Consider the following 26,406-nt stretch of genomic DNA (forward strand, 5'->3'; position numbering starts at 1 on the left):
TTAAGTCTCCTGCTTAGGTTGGTAAATACAGATCCGATTGCGGCCTTGCTGTTTGGCCATATACAGGCCCTTATCAGCCATATCGGTGAATAGAGTTGGGTTACCTGTATCCTGTGCGATGGCGCTGTAAACCCCCGCACTGGTGGTAAATTTTATATGGTGACCAGCGACTTTTAGCTCGTGTGCTTCTGTTGCCTGACGGATTTGCTCTGCCAGCTCCAGGGCACCATCCTGTGAGGTGTTAGGCAGCAGGATCACAAACTCTTCGCCACCATAGCGAAAGACTTCATCATGGGGTCTTTTCAGGTGTTGTTCTATCAGGCGCGCAAAGGCACAAATGGTGTGATCCCCCGCCAAGTGACCGTAATTGTCGTTCACCTTCTTGAAAAAATCGATGTCCAGAATGATCAGGCTCAGCGTGGTTTGCTCCCGTCGTGAGCGACGAACTTCCATCATCAGGCGTTTATCAAAATAGCGACGGTTTTTCACTTTGGTCATGGGATCTTCCATGTTGAGCTTTTCAAGTTCGTGGTTTTTTTCTTCTAGCTCCCGAAGTGTGACCTGAAGTTCAAAAGTTCGCTCGTCTATGCTGTTTTCCAGTTCTTGCTGTGCCTGCTCCTGCAGTTTTAACTTCTCCTTGAGCAGGGCATCCTCTGCCTGAGTGCGAGCCAGTTTGTGTTGTTGGGTCTTGATGTGCTTTTCGCGCTCGAGTATGAACTGGCGGGTCAGAACAAAACTAAGATAGAGGCTCAGGATCAGATAGCAGACATAGGTCACCGGGCGATCCAATTGTGCACCGCCAAAGACACCTAGCTCAAAGCCAAACTGGTAACTCAGCGTGATCAACATGATGGTGTACATGAGTATGGCGGTTATTTTGGTTGTGCGGCGGTAACGGCTACGCACTGTGCAAATGATATAGCCCAGTACCAATGTCAATGCCATACCATAAGCGACAAAAGTCGCCACAGGCAGGGGTAGTAGCTGACTAAGCAAAGTCAGTATCACACCCAGGATCAGCAACTGAGTAAGTTTGCGGTCGTGTTTTGCCTGTAGCAGGTTAGGCAAGGCTTTGCTGCGCTGAATAGGGATCAGGGCCAGAGTGGAAAGCATCACCAGCAGACTTTGTCCGTATTGCTGTAACCAGACGTTGTCTCCGTACAGGTAACGATAGCTAAATCCATAGAGGTGCACAATAAGCAGCCAGAACAGCCCAATAATCACAGTGCCATGTAAAAAGTAACGTCGGCGTGTAAAGCTGTACAGGGTGAAGTTGATGGCGATCATGGCCAGGATAAAGCCGGCTAAAATTCCGTACAGCAGATTAAACTTGCTCTTATACTTCAGATACTCTATTGGATGCCAAAGGCTTAGCGGGGCATTCAGGGTGCCATGATGGTTGATCTGCAAGTACACCTGACTATGACTGTTGGCCGGCAGCTCCAAAGGGATCAATTGGGCTTCATGCTTAATCGGGCGCTGCAAGAGTGGGAGCGCATCACCCAGTGCCAGGGTAAGAAAAGATGCCTCATCATGGCGGATATAGGCGGTGATCTTGTCCAATAAGTTGTTATCTATGCTTAGGAGCAAAGGCACCTCAATGGAACCTGGGTTGTGCAAAGAAACCCGGATCCAGGCATAGGTTTTGGCTGGCGGCGCTAAGGGCTGATATTGACCGGCGTGCCACTGCGGCTCAGTGATCAATAAGTCCTGAATATTATCGGCCCGGCTGTAGGTATATTGATACTGTAACGATTGGTGTTGCTTAAACTCAGCTGACACTTCAAGGGCCTGACAAGCACCTGAAAGCAGCGTCATGAGTAACACCAAGCGCCACAGCATTAACCGGCTACCCCGTGAGCTAAAAACAAGGATTTGAAATTCTCAGTGGTTTGTTGAGCCAGTTGCGACACAGAAGTATTTTTGAGTGTGGCAACATGGTGTGCAATTTCTGGCAGATATGCAGGTTCGTTACGGCGCGATTTAGGCTTGGGTTTCAGCGTCCTTGGGAGCAGAAATGGTGCATCGGTTTCCAGCAGGATCCGATCTTCAGGTATGTAACGTACCAGCTCCCGCAAGGTTTCACCCCGGCGCTCATCACACAACCAGCCTGTCAGACCGATCATCAGGCCGTAGTCCAGATAATGACGTAGTGCGCGCTTGTCACCGGTAAAGCAATGCAATACACCGCGCAGGGAAAAATCATCCAGCATAGAGCTTAACGTGTCGAAAGCGTCACGCTCGTGCAGATAAACAGGCATATTAAGTGCCTGAGCCAGTTCCAGTTGTACCCCGCAGATCAGTTGTTGTACTGGTCGTGGGGAGTAGTCACGGTTAAAGTCGAGTCCGCATTCGCCGATGGCCACAACTCTGTCTTGTGTGGCCAGGGTACGCAGTTGGGCAATAAAATCATCCGGCACATCTTTGGCATCGTGAGGGTGAACCCCGGCCGTGGCGTACTGACGATATTGCTTTGCCAGCACCTGGCTATATTCACTGCTTTGTAAATCGCAGCCAATCAATAGCATAGACTCGACCCCCTGACTGGCGGCCCGAGTCACAATCGCGTCACGGTCGGCGTCAAACTGTGTGCTGGTTAGGTTAACCCCTGCATCAGTGAAATGAGGCATTTACTGCAACCGTTTAACGCGAATAGCACGATTAGTTCCCACTTTTTTCATCAAAAATGAATTGAGGGTTCCACGGCTGATAACGACTTCATCACCTGACTTTGCACGGAATGAGTCGGAATCTACTTGCTTCCAAGTTTGTCCATTGTTGAGTGTAACCGTTACTTTACCCAAAGGGGATTTCTTCACTTTGGTAATCTGCGCGGTCAGAGACGTGTTGTTCTCATCTATGACTGAGATATGCTCCAGGCCGAACTGGTCTTCGGTCTTTGCAGGTGTTGCCGCTTTAACGGATTCACGATGTGCCTGATTATCGATCTGCGGAGTTTCATTGGCCATGACCTGGTCAAAGCACATTAATCTTTTAAAATCGTTTTCAACCAGAGTACAGGCCTTGAGTGCCTGTTCATTCAAAGCCTGAGCATGGCTCTGCATGGCGGTAAGTGCACATAGGGTGAGAATGACGTTTCTTAGCGAGTTATGCATTATTATTATCCTGACGGTTAGGTGTACGGGAATATATTCTGGCCAGTAACAGGCCAAGTTCAAACAGCAGCGCCATTGGCACTGCCAGCAGGGTTTGTGATAACACATCCGGTGGCGTTAAGAACATGGCAATCACAAAGACACCAACAATTATGTAAGGGCGCTTTTGTGCCAGGCTGTCGGTGGTCGTAACACCACTCCAGCATAGCAACATGATGGCGACCGGAATTTCAAACGCGACGCCAAAGGCAAAAAACAGCTTTAAAATGAAGCCAAGGTAACTGCTGATATCTGGGGAGAGGGTCATCATATCTGGGCCAACAGCTGTGAAAAAGCCGAGTATGATGGGCATCACAACGAAATAACAGAAGGCAATACCAGCGTAAAAAAGCAGGATACTGGATAACAAAATAGGCATCAGCATACGCTTTTCATGCTGATACAGGCCAGGGGCCAAAAACCCCCAGATTTGATGCAGTATCATAGGGACCGCCAAAAATAATGACACGAATAGAGTCAGCTTAAAAGGCGCAAAGAAAGGTGCTGTAACATCCGTCGCAATCATGGTGCTGTTGGCGGGGAGGCTTTCAACCAGCGGCGCCGCAACAAAAGCATAAATATCATTGGCGAAGTAAACCAAAGATACAAATATAATCAGGACACTGAGCAGCGCCTTGATCAGACGATTTCGAAGCTCAATAAGGTGGCCAATAAAGCCACTGTTTGTCATATCTGACATGCAAAAACTCGTAGACAGTTAGTTTGGAGAGGACGGATCTTTGTCGTTTTTTGACGAATCTGGAGACTTGCTATAGCTATGGCGCACCGATTCTGCCGCGCGTTGTAGCTCCTCCACCGATTGCTTCAGACCCGGCGCTATGTTGTCCAGGCCTTGTTCTTCGGCTTTTTTAAGGTTGCTATGCAACTCGTGTACGCGCAATTCTTCGTTGACTTCTGCTTTGACAGAGTTGGCGACAGACTTGACGGTGTTGATCCAGCGGCTGACCGTTCTGATTGCAACAGGTAAGCGTTCAGGCCCAAGTACTATCAGGCCCACGATCATCACTACAACGAGTTCCCACATCCCCATGTCAGATCACACCTTGTCTTTTTCTTTTTCGCTGGCCGTTTTAGCTTGTGTAGCTTGATCGGTCAATTGCTCTTTATTTTCAGCTTTATCCGACTTTTTTTCTTCTTCGTCTTCTGCAACCGCGTTTTTAAAGCCCTTTACTGCGTTGCCTAAATCACTGCCGATGCCACGTAGTTTTTTAGTGCCGAATAAAAGCACAATAATGGCCAGAATGATAAGCAATTGCCAAATACTGATACCACCAAAACCCATGTTTACTCCGTTTATTGTGTTATTAAATTAATAAAGATTATACGCCGAGTGTGTAAAATATCACCCTGTTTTACGCCAAGCTTTGATAAATATTGCGATTGCCAGTATTGAACAGACACTGCTGGCGAGCTGGCGTTCGTCAATAAAACACAAACCGGCCACAATCGTGAGGGCGGCTGCGGCAATACCCAGTAGTAGTGCGCGTGTGTCACTGCCGTGACTGGGCGCAACAGGCATGCTCTGGCGTTGGCTGCGTTTCAGGTTCTGATAAATAAGATCCGGTAGCTCTGGCATTTTTTCTGCCCAAAACGGCAAATTAGTGTAAAGTTTTTTTGCGACAGCCAGAGGGCCGACCTGATCCTGTACCCACTTTTCTAAAAAAGGCTTGGCGGTTTTCCAGAGATCCAGTTGCGGGTAAAGCTGGCGGCCCAGACCTTCGACGTATAACAGGGTTTTTTGTAGCAGCACCAGCTGCGGCTGGACTTCCATATTAAAACGTCGCGCTGTATTGAACAGATTAACCAGCACATGACCGAATGAGATTTCAGCCAGAGGCTTGTTAAAAATCGGCTCACATACTGTGCGAATGGCAAATTCGAACTCCTCAACACAGGTATCTGCGGGTACCCAGCCAGAATCGACATGTAATTGTGCTACCTGACGGTAGTCCCGGTTGAAAAAAGCAATGAAGTTTTCTGCCAGATAGCGCTTGTCTTCGCGGTTCAAGGTACCAACGATGCCACAGTCAATGCCAATATACTTCGGGTTATGGGGGTCTTCCCGAGAGACAAAGATGTTGCCCGGGTGCATATCCGCATGGAAAAAGCTGTCGCGAAAGACTTGGGTAAAAAATACTTCGACTCCCCGCTCTGCGAGTACCTTCATATTCGTGCCCTGTGCCAGCAGCGACTCTGTATCTGAAACTGGAATGCCGTAAATGCGTTCCATCACCAGCACATTGCGTCTGGAGTAGTCACTGTATACCTCAGGAATATACAGAGAGTCAGACCCTTCAAAGTTGCGGCGTAGCTGAATCGCGTTAGCAGCTTCCCGCATCAGATCAAGTTCATCCAGCAGGGTTTTACGATACTCTCTGACTACTTCCACGGGGCGCAAGCGGCGCCCTGCGCTGATCAGGCTCGCCAATAGGCGGGCAAAGCGCTCCATCAGGGATAAGTCTGCCAGAATTTGCTTTTCAATATTTGGCCGGATCACTTTGACCACGACTTCTCGCAGTTCATCATCAATCATGAGTTTGGCGCAATGAACCTGTGCAATGGAGGCTGATGCCAGTGGTGTTTGCTCAAACTCAACAAAACAATCGCTAATCGTATCCAGTCCCAGTGCTTTTTCTATCAGAGCTTGTGCCTGGTCGCCGGGAAATGGGGCCACTTTGTCCTGTAACAGGGCAAGTTCTTCGGCAATATCTGGCGGCAGCAGATCGCGGCGTGTAGAGAGCATCTGGCCAAACTTGATCCACACCGGCCCCAAAGTTTGTAGCGCCAGCCTGAGTCGTGCGCCAACGGATTTGTCGCGATGCTGGTTAGGCAGCCAAAACAGACTACGTCTGATTGCTCGGGCATACCAGGGTTGTTTTTGCCTTGGCAGCAAGTCGTCAAGGCCATAATTGAGAAACGTTTTACCGATTTGATACAGACGAGCGATGGACAAATCCAGCTCCTTATTATTCGCTTAAAGCGTTAATGCGTTGTTCCAGTGCCGCGAGCTGTTGCGCCAACTGTCGTGTATGGGTTTTGAACTGACGAACTTCAAGTGGGTGAACGGCCACTTTTAGCTCGTCCTGACACAGTTGAGTAAAGGTTCGTTGCAGTATTTTTAGATGGCCAGCCCCTTTTTCGGTGGCCGCCTTACAGCGTTCGACAAGCAGTTGCGCCGGCCCATCACCAAGGTGAGTGGACAGGTGCTCAGCCCAGTCTATCTGTAATCCTGAAAAGGCTTTGCTATAGCTTTGTGCCAGTTGCAGATCGCCATCCAGATCCAGCTTTTCTTCACGGATCAGGCGTGTCAGCTGACTTGGGTCGGAAATTTCACCTAAGGTCGACAGGGTCGTGGTGATGTGGCATTCCGCCTGGTCCTGATAATGACCATAAACGAAACAACGAGGTTTGCCTTGCTGTTTACCCACATAATGTAGCGCACAACATAGCTCCAGATCCGTTAGGGTAATAGCCAGTGTTTTGTGCTGTGCAGAGGAAAGCTGCACGGCCAGAGACGGCTCTTTGTCCAGCAGTTTTTCCAATGCGCTTTCGGCAACGGCTGTGAGCAGCGTGATCCACATACTGTTTCCTCTGTTCCCCGGAGTTAGAATTTAAAGCCTCGGTGAAGTGCCACGATACCGCCTGTGAGGTTTTGATAGCTTGCCTGTTCAAAACCAGCTTCTTCCATCATTGACTTGAGCGTTTCCTGATCCGGATGCATACGGATAGATTCAGCCAGGTAACGATAACTCTCACTGTCATTGGCAACCAGTTTACCCATGGTGGGCAGAATGTTGAATGAATAGAAGTCGTAGAGCTTGGACAGCGCCTCGTTGTCTGTTTTCGAGAACTCAAGAACAAGTAGCCGGCCTCCGGGCTTTAATACGCGGTACATGGAGCGCAGCGCCTTATCTTTGTCGGTGACATTACGCAGTCCGAAGGCAATGGTGATTACATCCAGACTGTTGTCCGGGAAGGGCAGGGCTTCGGCATTCATTTGCACATATTCGATATTGCCAACCCGACCGAGGTCACGTAGTTTGTCTCGTCCAACACGTAACATAGAGTCGTTGATATCGCCCAGGATCACCTGACCTGATTCACCGACCAATTCACTGAACTTGGCTGTCAGATCTCCGGTGCCACCTGCCAGGTCCAGAACTTTATGGCCCTGACGAACACCTGAACACGCGATGGTCTGGCGTTTCCATAAGCGATGGATCCCAAATGACATCAGGTCATTCATCACATCATATTTTGCAGCCACGGAATGGAAAACATCAGCCACCATGGAGGCCTTTTCCTGCGTTGCTACTGTTTTATAGCCAAAGTGTGTGGTGTCGCGATTTGCTTCTTTCATGTGTGTTGTTTGTGCCGGATCTGGGTGTCAATAGTGTACTTGATCGCACTCAGTGAGCGCAATCGGTGTCAGCAATTTAACCAGATTAATCAATAGCCCCTGGTGTGGACACCTTGTTATGAATCACTGGGTGAGTGGCCGCCACTAATTGGGCGCAGAAATGTAATAATGCTGACCCAGAGACTGGGCTTTTTTGGCTGCAAAAGCGGCGCGCTGTGCGAGGGTGTTGAAGTCGTGGTCGGGTTGATGTTGTGCAATCCCGATGGCCAAATCGATATCAGGAAACGACACATCGCCTTTGGCACTGACAAACTTCAGCCTGGTCACGCCGCGACGTATTTTTTCTGCCACCACCACTGCGGTGTCGGCTTCACAGTCAGCCAGCACTATAGTGAACTCCTGTTTACCCGTTCTGCCTGGCAGGCCACTTTGTAGCACGTACTTCTGGATGCGTTTTGCTACGCGTTGTAACACGGTCTCTCCAACCAAGTCACCAAAGTCCTGGCTGAAGGCATCCAGATTTTCAATTAGTATTGAAATGGCGCAGATTGATTTATCCTGAGTCAGCCAAAGTTGTGTTTTATGGCCCAGATAATGGCGCTTATACAGGCCGGTTTGTGGGTCTAAAATGCGCTGTTTGCGCAGTTTCAATAACTGCTGTTGCTGCTTTTCATGAATTTCACGTGCTCTTCGCAAGGCATTTTTAAACTGCTGGTGTTGTTTTAATAGCTGCTCGGTATGTCCGCCAAAATCCTTCAGGGCGGCCCGTGTTTTGACCACATTGTGTTCATCCAGATTATGAATGCAATGGCTGATCTGTTTGGCAAACCCGATGAGACTTTGTTGTGACTGTTGCGCTGAATCATTGAGCTGGTCGATCATACCGCCGACTTGCTGGATTAGATTGGCTTCAGTCTGATGCTCTTTTTGCAGGTACTCATAATAGAGCTGCTCGACGTAAATACTGTCGATGGGGACACGATTGCGGATGTCCCGATCCAGTCGTTCAGTCAAATCACGATTGGTCTGGCTGATATAGACATACCCTATGTGATAATTCAATGGCGTAGGAGGCAGATGATTCTGTTCCAGAAACTGACAAACTTTAGTCATTTTTTCTTGTGCTATTGCCATGGAATCATGGAACATCATTTTACTTACCACAATAATCAGTTGCTGTTGTACGACTCGCCGAAGCGTTTGACATAGCACCTGTGAGGTGCCTGCTCCGCAGCGGCTACATTAATCGCTCTACCGAGTTTTGCAAAGCAAAAATCAGTGTTAAGTGACAAATTTATTGCTTTTCCCCGGGGGCTGATGAATTAGTAATCACTTTTTCCTTTGTCTTGTAAGCCTTGCATTATTGATACCTGGCAGGTGCCTTTCGGCGACTGGTCGCTTTAAGTTGCAAGCCTTTCACTGGCGTGTTTAGGTGTTGCGTAAATTTCACATTATTGTTAAAGGATCACTCGCGTGAATGCTTCACTGAAAACCACTCTATCTCGCACTGTGTGTGCTGTGACTCTGGCACTGGGACTGACGGGATGTGAGCTGACTCAGGTCAGTGCTGATCAGCAATTTACCAGTCTGGCTGAGCAAGTAATGACGTTTCGTAACGACAATCGAACCTTGGTTAAAACTCAGCTACCTGACCTAAGTGCGACAGCTTTGGCGGCCAAAAATGCGGAGCGTGAACGCTTTCTCCAGCAATTAGACGCACTGGATACGGGAAAGTTAAGTGAAGAAAACCGCATCAATCTGACGATTTTGCGCGCCCAGATCCAGGACCAAGTAGATCGCTATCGTTTCAACGCACATTACATGCCGCTCAAGTCTGAAAGTGGATTTCACAGCAGTCTGCCCTGGTTGTTTAATGATGTGGATTTGAGCAGGCCTTCGGGATACGCGGTGTATCTGAGCAAGCTTGCTGAGGTGCCGCGTTATTTCCAGCAAAATATTGACTGGATGCGCAAGGGACTGGCTGTGGGGCTGACTCAACCTAAAGCTGTACTAGCCGGGTATGAATCGTCCATTGAAGCGTTCATTGTCGATGATGTAACGCAATCGCAATTTTTCAGACCTTTTGCTGTCAATCAGCATAACTTGCCTGAGCAGGAGTTTGCAGCGATCCAGACACAGGCAAAAACGGTCTTGTCACAGCAGGTTATTCCTGCATATCGCGAGTATCTGAGATTTTTCATCGAAGAGTATCGACCGGGTGCTCGGGATGATATCGGTATTTCCAGTACACCAAATGGTGTCGAGTTTTATCGTAATCGCACCGCGCATTTCACTACCACGCAAATGACACCTAAAGAGATCCATGAATTAGGGCTGAAAGAAGTTGCCAGGATCAAAGGTGAGATGATGCAAATCATCAGGCAAACAGAATTTGAAGGAAACTTTGCCGAGTTTGTACAGTTTTTGAGAACGGACCCTCAATTCTATGCCAACAGTGCCGAAGAGCTGCTTAAAGAAGCTGCATATATTGCGAAGCAAATGGATGCTCAGCTACCTAAACTCTTCCATACGCTGCCGCGCCGCCCGTATGGTGTGGCCCCGGTACCAGATGCGATCGCACCTAAATACACCACAGGTCGCTATCTGGGCGCGGACAAAGATACAGATGCAGGTTACTACTGGGTGAATACTTATGCCCTGGATAAACGTCCCTTGTATGTACTAGAAGCACTGACTTTGCATGAAGCTGTGCCTGGGCATCACTTGCAAATTTCACTGAATCAGGAGTTAGACTATTTACCTGACTACCGTCGCGATTCATATATCTCAGCATTTGGTGAAGGCTGGGGACTGTACGCGGAATACCTGGGTCTGGAAGCGGGTTTCTATCAGGATCCATATAGTAACTTTGGGCGTTTGACTTATGAAATGTGGCGGGCGGCACGTTTGGTTGTGGATACCGGTATGCATATGTATGGTTGGAGCCGCGAACGAGCGATGAATTTTATGCGCGATAATACGGCCTTGTCATTGCACAATGTTAAAACTGAAACCGACCGTTATATTTCATGGCCGGGGCAGGCTCTTTCATACAAGGTTGGAGAGTTAACGATTAAACGTTTACGCGCAAAAACAGAGGCAGCGTTAGGCGATGACTTTGATATTCGTGAGTTCCATCATCAGATCCTGCGTCATGGCTCTGTGCCATTAAACGTGCTGGAATCGCAGATCGATAACTACATTGCATCGGTGCAGAAAGCGGATCAAACCCGTTAAATGACAAGCGGATCAACCTCCATATATAGGTTGATCCGGCTTACTCCCCGCCCTGAATTACTGCAATACACTGATGATCAGTTGGTAGCAGGCATCTTTGTTGTGACAGCTACGCGCGTGCAGGATCAACTGCTCACCCACTTCGAGTGCCAGACGCTGTGCTCGTAGGCGAGTCTGATCATCTTGAATTTCATCCAGATCACTGACATGGGCCAGACCTATTGTCCGTCGGATCATTTCGCTGCCACAGTAGCCAATGGCATCCTGAAAGACGTCATGTAAAAAGTGTTCAGCATATCCAGGTACCTGCAAAGTGCGGTCTTTGCCTTGTTGCGTACACAAACTGAGCCACTGCTGCTCAAATTCACTCAGGCAAATATCTATGGTGCGCAGTAAATATGTATGAATATCACGGCGCTTTGATGGCTCATTGATGCGACCATGCTGGGCGCAGAAGTTCAGCAGTAAATTGCCGATGAAAGACCCCAGATCGAACCCTATTGGGCCGAAGAAAGCAAATTCTGGGTCGATGAGTTTGGTTGTCGTGTCATCAACAAACAGGCTGCCACTGTGTGCGTCACCATGCAATAGTGCCTGTGGCGAAGATAAAAAGCGCGTCTTTAGCTGTGCGATTGCTAGTTTTAGCGCCTTATTGTGACGAAGTTTGCTGACCTCAGGGCTTAGCGCGTCGGGATAGTGGTTGCGCTCAGAATCCTGATAAGGGTCATCAAAAAATAGCGCTTCTGTAATGGCACAAAGTTCCGGATTGGTAAAAGTCTGTACCAGGGATTTTTTTTCGGCCGCACTGAGATAGAAATCGCTGTGATAAAAGCTGGTTGTGGCCAGGTATCGGGCAACATCCCGCCCCAGATTCGCAAAGGTACGTCCGGCATTGAGCTCACCACGCAGTATGCGCAGGTGGCCTAAATCTTCAAGTATAGTGACCGCCTGCACACTGTCATGATGTATCACCTGGACGGTGTGCGCTGGACAGACCTTACCATGGCGGATCAATGCATTGGCTTCAATTCGCGCCCTGTCCAGCGTTAACGGCCAGCTTTCACCAACGCAGCGAGCATACGGGAGTGCCTGCTTGAGGATCACACTGTGGTTATGCTGATCAATGACCCTAAACACCAGGTTTAAGTTGCCATCGCCAAACTCATAGCAATTTAGCTGTGCGTCTGGCGGGAAGATCCCCCCCAGGTTGTTGATGTATTCAATGGCCATTTCATTGTCAAACGCCTGATAAGCACTCATCCGGATCATCCACATAGAATAAAAAATAGATCAGCATTCTATACCTGCAAACGTTTAGAAGTCTATACATCTTTAGATCTTGATGTAGAATGGTTGCAGCCATTTCATCATGGGATCACGCGCAGCGAGCAGATCTGGTTGATGATTGGCATTACTCAGGAACAAGCCGGAGGAAGCAAGGTTGAAAGAGTTAATCGCACGCAGTCTTAAGTATCAAAATGGCATGGTCCAAGTGCTGGACCAGTATCTGTTGCCACACCAGGAAACATGGCATCACTGCGAGAATATCGAGCAGATGAAGTCGCTGATCTTAGCGCTTAAAGTACGCGGGGCACCTTTGATTGGCCTGGCGGCCAGTTTGCTGGTGGCTTATCTGGCAGAGCAGGGCAGCAGTAAAGCGCAATTGAACGATGCCATTGATGAATTGACCGCTACGCGTCCGACCGCAGTAAACCTGATGCATTGCATGACCAGACTGCGCGAGGCGCTGCAACAGCCTGATTATGTGCAGGCCGTAGTTGAAGAGGCGGAGCGTCTGTTTGAGGAAGACTGCGCCTTGTGTGAACGGATGGCCACATTCGGAGCTGAGCTGGTTGAATCCGGAGACAATATTCTCACTCACTGTAACACCGGGGCACTGGCTACCGCAGGTGTTGGTACGGCATTAGGGGTTATTCATCATGCAGCCAGGCAGCACTCGAATATTCACATCTGGGTAGATGAAACCCGGCCACTGTTGCAAGGGGGGCGCCTGACGGCCTATGAACTGGCTCAGTGGCAGATCCCTTATACGCTGATCTGCGACAATATGGCAGCCAGCCTGATGGCAGCGGGTAAAGTCGATAAGATTTTTGTCGGCGCAGATCGCATTGCCGTTAATGGCGATTTTGCTAATAAGGTAGGGACTTATAACCTGGCTGTACTGGCGCATTTCCATCAGATCCCCTTCTATGTTGTCGCACCAGTGACGACCCTGGACAGCAGCTGTGTATCCGGGCAGGACATTCCTATTGAGCAGCGCGCAGAGACAGAAGTCACCGGTGTGAGTGGCAGCTTTGGTCGTTGCCAGTGGGCGCCGGAGCAGGCGAAAGTGTACAATCCTGCCTTTGACGTCACGCCTGCCGCGTTAATCACGGCCTGGGTACTCGATACCGGAGTGTATTATCCGCAGGAGGTTGCAGCTGGCGTATTAGGCACGGTATGAGAAGTCCGTGCCGTAAGGGCGCTTTAATCCAGTAACGGAAAGCGCTCTGCAATTGGGCTGTCGGTACTTTGTGCTACCCAGCCTTGTTCATTGTTGAATAGTCGGATCGCCGTAAACTCAGGATCGCTGCCCATATCAAACCAGTGAGGTGTATTAGCTGGGACTGAGATCAGGTCGCCCTGTTGACACAGCACCTGGTATACCCGCTCGCCAATGTGAAGGCAGAATAACCCCTGGCCCTGCACAAAGAAGCGGACTTCATCCTCGCTATGCGTATGCTCAAAGAGAAACTTCTGGCGCAGTGAGGCTGCGTCGGGGTGACCTTTGGGTAAGGAGATCACATCTACCGTTTGATATCCATCTTGTGCTGTTAGTCGCGCAATATCTGCTTGATAAGCAGAAAGAATATCGTCATGAGAGGCCGCCTGAGTAACATCATAAGCGGCCTGCCATTGTTCAAAGCGCACGCCTACTTCACTAAGCCGGGCAGCTATCTGGTCATGTGCTTCACTCTGAAACTCTATTTTAGTCGGGTACTGATCGCGGAAAACGCTCAACTGGCTCATAACGACTCCTGTGCGTGATAGTGGCTGAAATCTTCGATATATTTGTGTTGTTGTGCGCGTGGCTGTGCATCGCGCCACAGCTGCAACGTTTGCATACCGGCTGCTTTGGCGGCATCCAGTTCGGCCACCACATCACTCAGGAAGAGGATCTCGTGCGCCGCAAAAGATAACTGACTGACAATGGTTTGATAGGCTTCGGGCTGTTGTTTGGCGCCCACCCGAGTATCAAAATAACCACTGAACATGGGTCGCATATCGCCATAGTCTGAATGCGCAAACAGCAGTTGTTGAGCTTGAACGGAGCCGGATGAATACACATAGAGCGCCTTGCCGGCGTCATGCTCGGTACACAAAAACTGGTAAGCATCCGGATAAATATGGCCAGTAAAGTCGCCATTCTGATAACCATGCTGCCAGATCATGCCCTGTAATTGCTTCAGCGGGGTTATTTTTTTATCTTCGGCGATCCAGTTAAGTAGCGCCTGAATAACCTGCTCCAGCGAAGCGTGTGGCTCGTCCAGTTCAGCGCGCACGGCATCCAGTTGTGCACTGACTTCGGGTTGTTGCGCATACTGAGTGACGAAATCTGTCAGGTTGTTCGCGGCATAGGGAAACAAAATCTCTTTAACGAAAGAGATACGCGTAATGGTGCCTTCGATGTCGGTCAGAATTGCTTTGATCATCCGTTTTTTTCCAGTTGTCGGCGTGTCAGCTCGCAGTTAAACAAAAATTCCAGCGCCTCGATATGACGCCGGGTTTCGGTGATATCGGCACCCATGGCATACAACCCATGCCCGCGGATCAGCACGCCGTGTTGGATAGGCGTATGGGCATGATATTCAGTTACCCGACCAGCCAGGGCGGGAATATCCTGATCGTTGTCGAATACCGGAATGGCCAGAGTTTCCAGGTGGCTGGTATAGCCATGCAGGGCTTTTTGCATTTCATACCCTGTGATGTCCAGGCTGTGATCTGCTGTCAGGCGTGACAAGACTGTGGCGGCAACAGAGTGAGTATGTAAGATACAGTGGGTGCGAGGGCTGAGTGCATAAAGCGCAAGATGCAGCTCGGTTTCAGCCGAGGGATGACCAGTGCCGGATGTTTGTGCGCCCTCTGTGTCGAATTCCAGAAAATGCTCAGGTTGCAATGTTCCCTTGTCATGACCACTGGCCGTGACAACAAAGCCTTGCTCTGTTCTAATGGAGAAATTGCCTCCGGTTGCCGGTACCCAGCCCTGTTCGCTGAGCCAGCGTCCGGTTTCTATCAGGGCATGTTTTGCTTGTGCTGATTGCATACGCTTACCTCTCACGAGTAATATCGTGAATGATTTTAGACGGCTATACTTCTATTTGCAGCAATGATAGCATCGCTTGGGCCGTTACACCACACGCAAACGAGGACTTGGCCGTGGAAAGTAAATTACCTCATGTAGGCACCAGTATTTTTTCAAAAATGACCGCGCTGGCCAATCAGCATGGCGCACTCAATTTGTCTCAGGGATTTCCTGAATTTGATGCGCCTGAGCGGCTCAAACTCAGACTGACTCAGTATGTCCAGGCGGGTATGAATCAGTATGCGCCTTCGCCTGGCATGCCGGCTTTGCAACAACAAATTGCCGCACTGGTTGAACGAAAATACGGGGCCAAGATCCGGGCAGACGCTCAGGTAACCGTGACAGCAGGTGCCACAGAAGCACTGTTTGTGGCCATTCAGACGCTGGTGCGTCCGGGTGATGAAGTGATAGTGTTCGACCCCGCGTATGATTCTTATCATCCAGCCATTAAGCTGGCCGGCGGTACCAGTGTACATATCGCGCTGCAGGCACCGGATTATCGGGTTGACTGGCAACAGGTTGCGGCCGCAGTGACGACAAAAACGCGCGCGATTATTATCAACACACCGCACAACCCAAGTGCAAAAACGCTCAAGGCCGCGGACATGACAGCGCTAAAGGCGCTGGTGAATGAGCATGACCTGTATCTGATCAGCGATGAAGTGTATGAGCACATTACCTTTGATACTCAGCCGCATATGAGTGCGCTGCGGGACCCTGACCTGGCTGCCAAAGCTATGGTAGTGGCCAGCTTTGGAAAGACCTTTCATTGCACTGGCTGGAAGCTGGGATATTGCATTGCACCTGAGACGCTCAGTGATGAGTTTCGTAAGATCCATCAGTATGTCACATTCTCTTGTTTTACTCCGGCGCAGCTGGCGCTGGCCGATATGCTCAAAGAGGAGCCGGAGCATGTCGATGCATTGTCTGATTTCTATCAGCATAAGCGTGACCTGCTGGTTGAAGCACTTCAGCCGGGCCGATTTACTATTTTGCCCAGTGAAGGCAGCTATTTCTTGCTACTGGACTACAGTGCTATTTCGTCACTGGATGATGTACGCTTTTGTGAATACCTGGTGGAGGAAGTCGGCGTTGCGGCGATCCCCCTCAGTGTATTCTATGCAGGTGGTAGTACAGATAAGGTGATCCGTCTGTGTTTTGCCAAAGAGGATAGCACCTTACAGGAGGCTGCGAAGCGTCTATGTCAACTTTAACCGTTGCACTGGTGCAGCAGTCGATTGACTGGCTGGCACCTCAGAATAACTTTGCTCTGCTGGATACTCAGCTGCAAGCTCAACAGGATAAATTACACAGCTGTGATCTAATCATTTTGCCGGAAACCTTCGCGACTGGCTTTGCGTTGGCCGAACCCTGCGCAGAATCCCCCCTGGAGGGGAAGGCCCTGGCTTTTTTACAACAGCAGGCACAGCGCTGGCAGGCAGTTGTGGCGGGCAGCGTACTGGTGAGGCAAGGTAACAAGAAAGCCAATCGTTTTTACTGGTGCTGGCCGGATGGCACAGTGCGTTACTATGATAAACGCCATCTGTTTTGCCTCGGTAAAGAAGGGGATTATGTCATTGCCGGAGAGGAGCGTGTGGTATTCGAGGTAAATGGCTTCAGGATCTTACCTCAGGTGTGTTATGACCTGCGTTTCCCAGTATTTCAGCGTAATCGCAATGACTATGATGTGATGATCAATGTGGCAAACTGGCCTGCTGCCCGACGTCGCATCTGGGATACGTTATTGCAAGCCAGAGCGATTGAAAACCAGTGTTATGTGCTGGGTTGTAACCGAGTTGGTGAGGATGGCTATGGCACAGCACACAATGGCGGAACAGCCGCATATGATTACACCGGCACCTTACTGGCGGGGGTCGCGGATGATACAGCCGATGTGCTGGTGGTCAGCCTGAACAAGGCGTCTTTGGCGTCTTTTAAACAGGGCTTCCCTGCGCACCTGGATGCGGACTCATTTTCCCTGCAATAAGAAATCAGCCGCAGCGCGGCGAAACCTAAACCGCGCTGTATATAAACCGACTGACTTACGAGCAAGTTTAAGAAGCATTATAACTGTGGATCAGCAGCTCCTGTTCAGGTGACGCCAGGGCGCTCTGTTGACGCGCATTCACTTCAAAGTAACCGAGTAATTCACGCATCGCATTGGCCTGCTCTGACATTTGTCGTGCTGCCGCCATCGTTTCTTCCGTGATAGCCGAGTTCTCCTGAATTAAGTCTGTCAGGCGTTGCACAACGATATCCACCTCTTTGATCGATTGCTGTTGTGTGGTGGTCGACAGATTGATTTTCACTATGTTTTGGCTCACATCGGCAACGGCTTCGACTATTTGGTCGAGTTTCTCACCCGAATGATTAGCCAGCTGCGTACCTTGTTCCACTTTCTCGTTACTATTGGCAATGATCTCTTTGATTTGCTTGGCAGAAGCGGCACTGCGACCCGCCAGCTCACGCACTTCGTTTGCAACCACCGCAAAACCCCGGCCATTTTCACCTGCCCGTGCTGCTTCTACGGCGGCATTGAGTGCCAGCAGGTTGGTTTGAAAAGCCAGCGCATCGATCACCGACACAATTTCATTAATGTCTTTGCTGGCCCGGTTCACTTCACCGATGGCTGTCACTGTGTCCTGTGACAGAGAGCCGCCTTCTTTGGCTATGGTTTCCGCATTGCTCGCCAGCTCTACCGCTGTGCCTGATTGCTTGGCCACTAAGGTTAGTTCTTCCAGCATGTGGCTGGTGCTGGCACTGGCTTCTTCCAGATTGGCTGCCTGCTCTTCGGTGCGCTGGCTGATCTCTGTATTGCTGGCTGCAATCTCGCCGGCGCTTTGGGTAACCTGACCCGCTGCATATTGGATCCCTTCGATCACCTCAGTCAGCTTAGCAATGGTAGCATTGACATCGCGTTGTAGTGTTTCAAATACGCCCTCATAGTGGCCATTGATCTGTTCATTCAGCTGCCCTTTAGCCAGCGCGCCCAATACCCGAGTAACTTCATTGATGGCATCGGATACCGTGGTTGTAGAGGTATTAACGTCTTCTTTTAGCTGCAATAGCTGGCCTTGCAACTCGGACTCAATCTGGATAGTAAAATCTCCCTGACTCATCGCCGACATGACACTGGCCAGCTCTTCTATGACGCGGCTGAGATTATTTACCGAATGGTTGATATCGCCTTTAAGTGTATCCAGCTGACCACACATAGGTGAATTGATGGTACGGTCGAAGCGACCGTGGCTGATTGCCATCATGACTGATGAAATTTCACTGATGGCCTCATCAACGCTGCGTACCGAGACATTTATGTGTTCCTTGAGCTCCCCGAGCTGTCCCTGAGCTGGCGTTGATACGGTTTGTTTGAAGTCGCCCTCGCTGACGGCAGCCATAGTGTGACCGATGTCTTCGATAATGGCGGCGAGATTTTCCACGCTGGAGTTAGTGTCGTCTTTGAGTTCCTCAAGCTGGCCGCGTAACGGTAATTCAAGACGCTGGCTAAAGTCGCCCTGACGCAGTGCACTCATCATCGCCGCCAGTCCATCAATGGCCCCAGCAACACTGCTTACGGAGTTATTTACGCTTATTTTTAGCCGTTGCAGGCTGCCCTGCGCCTCAACCTGTACTTGCCCCCTGAAGTGACCTTGCTCCATCTCCGACATCACGCTGACAATTTCTGTCATAGTCGCATTGATAGAATGCATGGAGGTGTTGATATGCTGTTTGAGCGTAGCCAGATCGCCACTCATTTCAGACTGAAGCTGCTTGTCAAACTGGCCTTCTGACATTGCATGGATCACTTGCCCCACATCACTCAATGCCGTTTGCAGGCTTTGCGCGCAGTCATTCGTGGCACGTTTTAGGGTATCCAGCTCCCCTTTACACGGCGCGCTGATCCTGTCGTCAAATCTGCCAGCAGCCATGCGGTTCATCACTCGGTTTGTCTCTGAAATAGACAGCTGCAATGCGTCCAGCAGGGAGTTAAATGCCTGGCCACACCGGCCAATTTCATCCAAAGTATTTATTTCAGTGCGTAAAGCGAAGTCACCTTCTTGTTCCACTTTACGAATGGTATTTACCAGCGCGTGGACCGGGCGGGTCAGAGTACGAGCAAACCAGAAAGCAGCCAGAATAATCATAATAACACAGACCCCCAGCACCATAAGTAGCTGGGTACGCAAGGTATTGATCGGTGCAAAGGCTTCGGCTTCGTCGATTTCTGCCAGCAGAGCCCAGCGCACGTTAAACACATCGACTGAGGTATAAGCCGACAATACAGGGTTGCCATTATAGTCGAGTACGACTTTCTGTCCTTGTTGTCCCTGCATGGCTAATTTGAATGCTTCGGTATTCACAGTGCCTTTTTCCGGATGACGAAATGAGGCCGTCACTGAGTGATGAACCGGATCCAGATAAGAGTCTGAGCGCATCAAGCCTTCCGGACCAACTAAGTAGGTTTCTCCGCTTTCTCCCAAACCCTGACGTTCCGTCATAATGGTGTTCAGGGCGTCAATCGAGAGTTGGAAGATTAACGTGGCTGATACCTGACCATCAACGACCAAAGGGGCCGCGACAAAACTGGCGGGGGCATTGTAAGAAGGTAAATATTGCTCATAATCAACAAACGCCATCTCGCCTTCCTCGCTTAACTCCCGGGCTGCGAGAAACGCTTTGGCAATATTGCTTTGAGAATAGGGACCATAGAGTAGAGAGGTGGCAAAGTCGCTCTCTTTATAGACAGAATAAATAATATTACCGTTCAGGTTGTCGACAATAAAAATATCGTAAAACTCGTAAACGTCGGCAATTTTAGTAAAAAACTCATGGTATTGTCTGTGCACTTGATCGTATGTGTCGTCAATCGGGCTGCTGAGCAGGTTAAGCTTTTCGCCCAGAGGGTGAGGGTTTTCGGCCAGGTAACGGGTTTGCAAAGTGATCCCCTGAGGGGACAGGTCGTCTAAGAGTATTGCAGGTGGTGCAGCTTGCTCATTGAGTGACTTGAAGCGTGGTGCAAACTGCTCGCGATAAAAGCGCGTCAGGCTGGCGGGTGTCGCAACGGCGTCTTCTACTTCGGCATAGGCCCGGATGAAGTCGCTGGCGGCCTGTTTTACATAGGGGTTCACCGCCAGCGATACCAGTTTATCCTGCACACCATTAAAATGACGCTCAATGGCGCTTTCTTTAATTTCGCCGACTGCTCCCAATTGAGCATAGACCTGTCTGGTCATGGCATCGGATGACTGCACCAGGGCCATAGTGATGACAATGGCGGTTGGGATCAGGGCGACCAAGAGAAAGGCCGAGATCAATTTTTGTGTCAGGTTAAGTGACTTAAAGAAGTGGCTGAGATCAGACATGCTCCCTGCTCCTTGTATTAGCTGATATACCCGTGAGGCTGTGCTGGCGGCACCTGTACACGCGGCCTCGCTGCGCCGCCATCATAGCATGAGCCTGACGACAGAGTATCCTATTCAGTGACACAGTTTAGAACAGTTCTCGACAATATCCAGCGTGCAGAGCGGGACAAGTTGAGGTATGTAAGGCATTGTTGCCAGAAGATAAATGCGCATATAAGGAGATAGGCGAAAAAAAAGCAGCCTTTCGGCTGCTTTAGCAATGAAATGATCTGGTTTTAGTGTTTCCAGTGATATTTATGTGCTTTTTCTTCCATATACGCTTCCGTTGCCGGATGCATTGGTGTCTTACTGCCATTTTCGAAGAACAGCGGCTGACGCTTCACATTATAGTTACCTGTTTCGTTCATAGTCGCAGCATCATAGACACGACCATTCAGAACGGTATAAGCGACTTTTTCTGACTCGCGGATGTCGTTCAGTACGTCACCATCGATGATCACTAAGTCGGCCAGCTTGCCTTTTTCAATGGTACCAATGTCGTGGTCCATGGCCAGGTATTTGGCACCATCGATGGTACCACTACGCAGGGCTTCCCAAGGCGTAAAGCCGCCTTGTGCCATTGACCACAACTCCCAGTGCGCGCCAAGTCCTTCACGCTGACCGTGCGCACCAATGTGTACTGTTACGCCTTTGTCACGCAGTTGTTTTGCAGATTTTGCTGCATTGATATGGTTATAGTGGTGTTCTGGTGCCTTTTCACGGCGCACTGAACGCGGATTCAGAATGTAGTCTGGAACAAAGCTGGCCAGACGCTCATTTTTCCAAACATCTGTGGTGTCATAGAAGTAATCCTCCCCTTTGATACCACCGTAGGCTACGTTAAACGTTGGGGTGAAACCGGCTTTGGTCTGGCTCCACATTTGCGTGACGTCAGAATAGATGTTCGGGATCGGCAGGGCATGCTCAAGACCGGTGTGACCATCAATGATCATATTCATGTTCTGCTGGAACTTAGAACCGCCTTCCGGTACCACCATGATTTCCATTTGTTTCGCAGCTTCGAGCACTTGCTGGCGCGTATCACGGCGTGGGTGGTTGTAGCTTTTCACTGTGATTGCACCGGCATCTTTGAGGCGCTTAACATGGAATTGCGCATCTTCTAGATTACTGATTGGGGTTTTGTAACCCGGAGCATTACCTGCGTAAAGAATGCGACCTACGGAGTAAATACGCGGTGCGACGGTCAAACCGGCACGCTGCAATTCAGCCATAGAGAAAACTTCGTTCGAGTCATTGGATGGATCATGAATCGTGGTAACACCAAAACTGACGTTGGATAGCTGATTCCAGTTTTGCTCTGGTTGCAGATTATGGCTGCCGTAGCTGCCGTGAGCGTGTGCATCTACCAGGCCTGGGATCACAGTTTTGCCGGTGATATCCATCACTTTGGCTTTACTTGGGATCTCAATATCAGCACGAGTACCTACCGCAATAATGCGATTTTCTTCAATCAGTACCACCCCATCTTCGATGATTTCTTGCTGCTCGTCCGCGTTACGCATTGTGACGACTTTACCGCCAACTAAGGCCAATACGCCTTCTGGTTTGTCAGCCTTTTTCTCAAAGCTCAGGTCAATGCCTTGCGCAGTAAGTTCTGCCGGCTCTGCTGCGGCGCCTTTTAAGAATGCAAAGGTATCAGTGAGCTTACGCTGATACAAAGTAGGACCAAAGGCCCAGGTTAGCGCACTGCTGTCTGCTTTCCAGTTCAGGAAGTCACCAGAATATTTTGAAACTTGCTGGACAGGGAACGATTTAGTCCCTTTGTTAATAGACAGAGTTTTACCCGTGCTGGTAAATGGTGCCACAAAGGTGTTGAAGTTTTCGATGAAGGCAACATAGTTACCATCAGGGGAAACGCGGTAGTCAAAAATGTAGTCGCCCTTAAAGTGTGAACGCTGTTTTTCACCATTGAGGTCAACAGATTTTAGTTCACGGTGTGTATCATCGCTCATGACGTTGAAATAGATGCGGTCTTTTTCTGCCCCGAAGTGAGGGTTGTCGCCATGCTTGATGATGCGCTTGGCTTCACCACCTTTGGCACTGGTCAGATAGATACCCGGTTCCATCGACCAATCACCGCTGAGCAGATAGCCACCGGTCACTTTGCGATACAGCACGTGCTTACCATCTGGTGAGAAACTCGGGTTGATGTAGTGACCAGGGTCTTGGGTGATCACTCGACCTGTGCCGCCACTGGCTGACACTATGCGCACGGCACCTAAGTCCTGATCGTCCCAGCTGGTGTATACGATGTATTTGCCATCGCGTGAAAAGCTCGGGTAGAACTCGAAGTGATCGTTTTGTTTTGTTACACGACGCACTTTGCCTGAAGCGATGTCTTTGGTGTATAAATGACCCAGCGCTTGGAAAAGCGCGGTTTTACCATCTGGAGAAATCTGTGACCAGCGCGCCAGTTTTACTTTGAAGGTATCTGGTGCCACGTCGACCGCAAATTTAAGCGCAGGCGATATTTCTTTTTCAGCAACAACGCGAGTTGGGATCACTTTGGCTTGTTTACTGGCAATGTCGACTTTATGGAATACGCCGCCAGCCCAGAAGACTAAGGCTTTACCATCCGGTGTATAGGCAAATGCCGGGGTGTTACCCTGCGCACCATTGGCTTCTTGCAGGTCACGGTCCAGACCGGCAAAGATCTCAGTTTCGATACCTGATTTCAGGTCTTTGATGTACAAGGCGCTTTGCATGACCTTGCCATTTTCAATGCGTTTTACGAACGCCAGTGATTTACCATCCGGGCTAGGTGTTGGGCGAATGGCGCCGCCAGAGCCTCGAATCACGGTTTCTTCTTCACCGGTGGCCAAATCCCATGAGCGGATCTCGAACACGGAACCCAGCGCATTTTTGTTGTATTCCCAGGTAACACCTGGTGTGGCATCGACAGAGTAATACAGTTTCTTGCCATCGGTTGAGAAAGCAGGTTCTGCGATGTTTTTCTGTGACTTAGCACCATGTAAGCGGTCTCTCACCACCACGCCTTTACCACCTGAAATATGGTACATGCGGATTGAACCACCCGGAATCGTACGACCCGTTACCTGACCTTGTTTAACCGCGATGTACTGACCATCCGGTGACCAAGCTGGGTTATGTAGTAGGTTATGAGATTCATCAGAGACTTTGCGCATGTTGTCGCCATTGACGTCCATCACCCACAGATTTTCTGCCCCTTCACGGTCTGAGATAAAGGCGATTTTTGTGCCATCGGGAGAGAATTTAGGCTGGAAGTTCCATGCTCTGTCACTGGTGATCGCTGTGGCTTTACCACCGCTCATTGGCATCACATAAATGTCACCTAACATGTCAAAAATAATGGATTTACCATCCGGGCTGACATCCAGGTTACTCCAGGTTGTCTCGTTGGTGTCTATGGTGATGGTTTGCTTGTCACCCGGCGGAGTCAGCACGTTCCACTCTTTAGTACTGGCTTGTTCAGCTTTATCTGTGGTTGCCGCCACTGAGGGCGTGCTGAGGCCGATCATGGCCGCACCGATGGCAATGGCCAGCGGCGATTTAAGTAGTGTCATAATGAAATTTCCTTCAGATTTCTTGTTATTTGGGTCGCACAGCACCCTGTGTCAGCTAGAATGACTAACTTTTCCCATAAAGTCGACATTCTGGCGATAAAAGTAATGCTTTACGCGTTTGCATGACGCTGCCTAGTTGAGCGTGTGATGGCGCACATACTGCAGATAGGCTTCCAGGCTTTGCTGCCATAACACCATGGCATCCGCTAGCTCTTCATCGCAGCGTTTTTTATCAAGTAGTCTGCGCTCGATTTTTTTGAGCATTAAGCCGTAGCGATTAAAGCCGAGCTGCAGCGCGGTACTGGCCTGACGATGTAAGAGTTTAATACACTGCTGGTCATCCTCATCCAGCAATTGCTGAATGTGGCGCAGTTTAGTCCGGGCAGACAAGACAAATTCGTTATAGATGGATGAGACTTCATCTTCACTGAAGCCGCTGAGCGAGCTCACTGCGCTTTCATCATACAGGGTGTCGCTGAGTTCGACACTGATATCTGGTTTTTGCGCCTTTTGCGAATTACTGATGGCCTGGCGCAGTTTGTCCTGTTTGATCGGTTTACCGACTACATCACGGATCCCCAGAGCCAGATACTCCTTAATCTCTTCCGGACTAAGGCTGGCAGTAAAAGCCAGAAAGGGCGTTCGGCGGTTTTTGTGTTCAATATTTTTAAGTCGCTTGAGTACGTCCTGGCCGGTTAAATCGGGTAAGTTCATATCCAGTAACACCACATCAAATGCATGCTCGGTAAGCTGCTCTATGGCACTTTCGCCATCGTTGGCCAGTTTGATCCTGTGCTCGTCACTGGCCATAAATTCAATGGCAATCTTACGGTTCAGATCCAAGTCTTCGACCAATAAAATATCCAGACCGGTAGCATAATCGACATTGTGATGACGTTTCTCGACCAGGCTGAGCTCTCCGACTGTCAGTGTTAAATCAAAGCTAAAAGAGCTGCCTTTATCCAGTTCGCTGAGAATTTCCAGTTGGCTGCCCATTTTATCCAGCAGACGCGCAGTAATGGCGAGTCCAAGCCCGGTCCCACCTTTTGTTTTGCCGGCACTGCTTTGTACATAGGGCTCGGTGAGCTTCTCGATGTCTTCTTCTTCAATGCCGGGGCCGGTATCGATCACACTGAAACGCACTCTATGTTCCATATTGCCTTCTTTGATCATCTCAACACAGACCTTTACCTCACCCTGATCGGTAAACTTGATGGCGTTACCCACCAGGTTTAACAGGATCTGACGAAGTTTTTGCTGATCACAGTAGTAGCAAACTTGCTCAGGCATGTCGTATACCAGAGTAAAGGTCAGCCCGCGCTGTTCTGCCATGGGCGTCATCAGCAGGCACAAATTGTTGAGCCAGCTTTTAAATTCAATGTCCTCAGCGGCCAGTACCTCGTCGCTTTGTTCCAGACTGGCGTAATCCAGTACTTTGTCGATGAGCAGGTTAAGCGATTCGGCTGAATTAATAATGGCTTCGCAGTAGGCTTTGCTGGCCTGATCTCCAATGCGATTTAGCACCAGCTGAGCGCTGCCTAGTATGCCATTTAGTGGTGTGCGGATCTCATGGCTGACCGTGGACAGGAATAAGCCGCGGATCTCCAGATCTTGCTGCGCCTTTTCGGTCAGGCGGTTAAGATTATGTTCGCGCCTTTCATTACATAAAATTGCCATGCCGGTGGCATAAAAGATGGGTGCTAGCACACCATTAAAAAAGAGAGTAATGGTAAACCAGGGGCTGTCGAGCAGGTTACCATGGTGAATGTCTCCCATGAGCAAAGTACGACCGGTAAAGACACAGAGAATAAAGCTCAGCACTATGAGATAAACAATACTGCCATTGGGATACAAAGGATGGGCATAGCGGACAAAGTAGTAGAGCAATAGCAACGCTTCGGCAATGTGCTGGAGGTCGGAGATCAGAATACGCTGTCTGAGACCCGGTGCTATGGCGCTGAAATAAACCAGGGCACAAAACAAAACGCCGGTGACGATTAGATATAACTGAAAGGCTTTATCACGGACCCCAAGAAACTGACTGATGGCCCAGCAATGCAGCATGGACGCTGCAAAGAGTAGGCCGTTAGCGATGCCTATGGTCTGCCATTGTTGAAAGTGACTGTGAAGTGCAAAGCCGATGATTCCGGCAAATAACACCATAGGGTAGAAAATGTAGACCAGTGTGCCCGGAGTGTCTTTATTCGCACGCCATGTCAGATAATTAAGAAGGGTCATCATGGCAGTCATGACGACGCTGGTAACATATAGAGTTTTAGGATCCAGCATGGTGCGCTCTAGC

At 49.6% G+C, this 26,406-nt stretch carries 21 protein-coding genes; 4 read left to right on the top strand and 17 right to left on the bottom strand.

Annotated elements, in window-relative coordinates:
- The 10 genes from CWB98_RS17440 to CWB98_RS17485 all read right to left on the bottom strand — a co-directional run bounded on the left by CWB98_RS17440 (position 1) and on the right by CWB98_RS17485 (position 8,688).
- Positions 1 to 1,818 (bottom strand): sensor domain-containing diguanylate cyclase, encoded by a 1,818-nt coding sequence (locus CWB98_RS17440; protein ID WP_249364710.1) that lies wholly within the window; start codon positions 1,816 to 1,818, stop codon positions 1 to 3.
- A gap of 23 nt (positions 1,819 to 1,841) precedes the next feature.
- Positions 1,842 to 2,630 carry a TatD family hydrolase gene (locus CWB98_RS17445; RefSeq protein ID WP_138546021.1) on the bottom strand — a complete coding sequence of 263 codons (789 nt, stop codon included), beginning with the start codon at positions 2,628 to 2,630 and terminating at the stop codon, positions 1,842 to 1,844.
- The gene (locus tag CWB98_RS17450; protein ID WP_138546022.1) at positions 2,631 to 3,116 is read right to left on the bottom strand and encodes a hypothetical protein; all 486 of its coding nucleotides are present in this window, start codon (positions 3,114 to 3,116) and stop codon (positions 2,631 to 2,633) included.
- A complete protein-coding gene (gene tatC / locus CWB98_RS17455) occupies positions 3,109 to 3,855 on the bottom strand; it encodes a twin-arginine translocase subunit TatC (protein WP_138546023.1) in 747 nt (248 codons plus the stop codon). The genes CWB98_RS17450 and tatC overlap by 8 nt, the downstream gene beginning before the upstream one ends.
- A gap of 18 nt (positions 3,856 to 3,873) precedes the next feature.
- Entirely contained in the window at positions 3,874 to 4,206 is a 333-nt protein-coding gene (gene tatB / locus CWB98_RS17460) for a Sec-independent protein translocase protein TatB (protein WP_138546024.1), read from the bottom strand.
- Positions 4,207 to 4,212: 6 nt separating this feature from the next.
- Positions 4,213 to 4,458, bottom strand: a complete 246-nt coding sequence (gene tatA, locus CWB98_RS17465; RefSeq protein WP_138546025.1) for a Sec-independent protein translocase subunit TatA — start codon at positions 4,456 to 4,458, stop codon at positions 4,213 to 4,215.
- 60 nt (positions 4,459 to 4,518) lie between these two features.
- Positions 4,519 to 6,129 carry a ubiquinone biosynthesis regulatory protein kinase UbiB gene (ubiB, locus tag CWB98_RS17470; RefSeq protein ID WP_138546026.1) on the bottom strand — a complete coding sequence of 537 codons (1,611 nt, stop codon included), beginning with the start codon at positions 6,127 to 6,129 and terminating at the stop codon, positions 4,519 to 4,521.
- Positions 6,130 to 6,142: 13 nt separating this feature from the next.
- Positions 6,143 to 6,757, bottom strand: a complete 615-nt coding sequence (locus CWB98_RS17475) for a ubiquinone biosynthesis accessory factor UbiJ (RefSeq protein WP_138546027.1) — start codon at positions 6,755 to 6,757, stop codon at positions 6,143 to 6,145.
- A gap of 23 nt (positions 6,758 to 6,780) precedes the next feature.
- Entirely contained in the window at positions 6,781 to 7,536 is a 756-nt protein-coding gene (ubiE, locus tag CWB98_RS17480; protein ID WP_046005834.1) for a bifunctional demethylmenaquinone methyltransferase/2-methoxy-6-polyprenyl-1,4-benzoquinol methylase UbiE, read from the bottom strand.
- 144 nt (positions 7,537 to 7,680) lie between these two features.
- Positions 7,681 to 8,688: a GGDEF domain-containing protein gene (locus CWB98_RS17485; protein WP_138546028.1), complete on the bottom strand. Its 1,008-nt coding sequence runs from the start codon at positions 8,686 to 8,688 to the stop codon at positions 7,681 to 7,683.
- A 321-nt stretch (positions 8,689 to 9,009) separates the two neighbouring features.
- Between CWB98_RS17485 and CWB98_RS17490 the strand changes: the two genes are divergently transcribed.
- Complete coding sequence (locus CWB98_RS17490) at positions 9,010 to 10,773, top strand: DUF885 domain-containing protein (protein WP_138546029.1); 1,764 nt, start codon at positions 9,010 to 9,012, stop codon at positions 10,771 to 10,773.
- A gap of 57 nt (positions 10,774 to 10,830) precedes the next feature.
- On the opposite strand, the gene mtnK is transcribed toward CWB98_RS17490, so the two are convergent.
- Positions 10,831 to 12,033: an S-methyl-5-thioribose kinase gene (gene mtnK, locus CWB98_RS17495; RefSeq protein WP_138546030.1), complete on the bottom strand. Its 1,203-nt coding sequence runs from the start codon at positions 12,031 to 12,033 to the stop codon at positions 10,831 to 10,833.
- A 181-nt stretch (positions 12,034 to 12,214) separates the two neighbouring features.
- Between mtnK and mtnA the strand changes: the two genes are divergently transcribed.
- On the top strand, positions 12,215 to 13,237 hold the full coding sequence (gene mtnA, locus CWB98_RS17500; protein WP_138546031.1) for an S-methyl-5-thioribose-1-phosphate isomerase: 1,023 nt from the start codon (positions 12,215 to 12,217) through the stop codon (positions 13,235 to 13,237).
- 23 nt (positions 13,238 to 13,260) lie between these two features.
- Here mtnA and CWB98_RS17505 read toward each other — a convergent pair whose 3' ends face one another.
- Genes CWB98_RS17505 through CWB98_RS17515 form a run of 3 tightly spaced genes read right to left on the bottom strand, consistent with a single transcriptional unit; the run spans position 13,261 to position 15,097 of the window.
- Positions 13,261 to 13,803: a 1,2-dihydroxy-3-keto-5-methylthiopentene dioxygenase gene (locus CWB98_RS17505; RefSeq protein WP_138546032.1), complete on the bottom strand. Its 543-nt coding sequence runs from the start codon at positions 13,801 to 13,803 to the stop codon at positions 13,261 to 13,263.
- On the bottom strand, positions 13,800 to 14,486 hold the full coding sequence (gene mtnC / locus CWB98_RS17510) for an acireductone synthase (protein WP_138546033.1): 687 nt from the start codon (positions 14,484 to 14,486) through the stop codon (positions 13,800 to 13,802). The genes CWB98_RS17505 and mtnC overlap by 4 nt, the downstream gene beginning before the upstream one ends.
- Positions 14,483 to 15,097 carry a methylthioribulose 1-phosphate dehydratase gene (locus tag CWB98_RS17515; RefSeq protein ID WP_138546034.1) on the bottom strand — a complete coding sequence of 205 codons (615 nt, stop codon included), beginning with the start codon at positions 15,095 to 15,097 and terminating at the stop codon, positions 14,483 to 14,485. The genes mtnC and CWB98_RS17515 overlap by 4 nt, the downstream gene beginning before the upstream one ends.
- 158 nt (positions 15,098 to 15,255) lie before the next feature.
- Here CWB98_RS17515 and CWB98_RS17520 point away from each other — a divergent pair, with 158 nt between their 5' ends.
- A complete protein-coding gene (locus CWB98_RS17520) occupies positions 15,256 to 16,350 on the top strand; it encodes a methionine aminotransferase (protein WP_249364713.1) in 1,095 nt (364 codons plus the stop codon).
- Positions 16,338 to 17,123 (top strand): amidohydrolase, encoded by a 786-nt coding sequence (locus CWB98_RS17525; protein ID WP_138546036.1) that lies wholly within the window; start codon positions 16,338 to 16,340, stop codon positions 17,121 to 17,123. The genes CWB98_RS17520 and CWB98_RS17525 overlap by 13 nt, the downstream gene beginning before the upstream one ends.
- Positions 17,124 to 17,190: 67 nt before the next feature.
- Here the strand turns inward: CWB98_RS17525 and CWB98_RS17530 are convergent, their stop codons facing one another.
- From CWB98_RS17530 to CWB98_RS17540, 3 genes are all read right to left on the bottom strand, one after another.
- Positions 17,191 to 20,499, bottom strand: coding sequence for a methyl-accepting chemotaxis protein (locus tag CWB98_RS17530; protein WP_138546037.1), 3,309 nt, complete (start codon positions 20,497 to 20,499; stop codon positions 17,191 to 17,193).
- A gap of 275 nt (positions 20,500 to 20,774) precedes the next feature.
- Positions 20,775 to 24,104: an amidohydrolase family protein gene (locus tag CWB98_RS17535; protein WP_138546038.1), complete on the bottom strand. Its 3,330-nt coding sequence runs from the start codon at positions 24,102 to 24,104 to the stop codon at positions 20,775 to 20,777.
- A 132-nt stretch (positions 24,105 to 24,236) separates the two neighbouring features.
- The gene (locus CWB98_RS17540) at positions 24,237 to 26,393 is read right to left on the bottom strand and encodes an ATP-binding protein (protein WP_138546039.1); all 2,157 of its coding nucleotides are present in this window, start codon (positions 26,391 to 26,393) and stop codon (positions 24,237 to 24,239) included.
- Positions 26,394 to 26,406: the final 13 nt, after the last annotated feature.

It is taken from the genome of Pseudoalteromonas rubra (genome assembly GCF_005887115.1).
GTDB classification, from domain to species: domain Bacteria; phylum Pseudomonadota; class Gammaproteobacteria; order Enterobacterales; family Alteromonadaceae; genus Pseudoalteromonas; species Pseudoalteromonas rubra_F.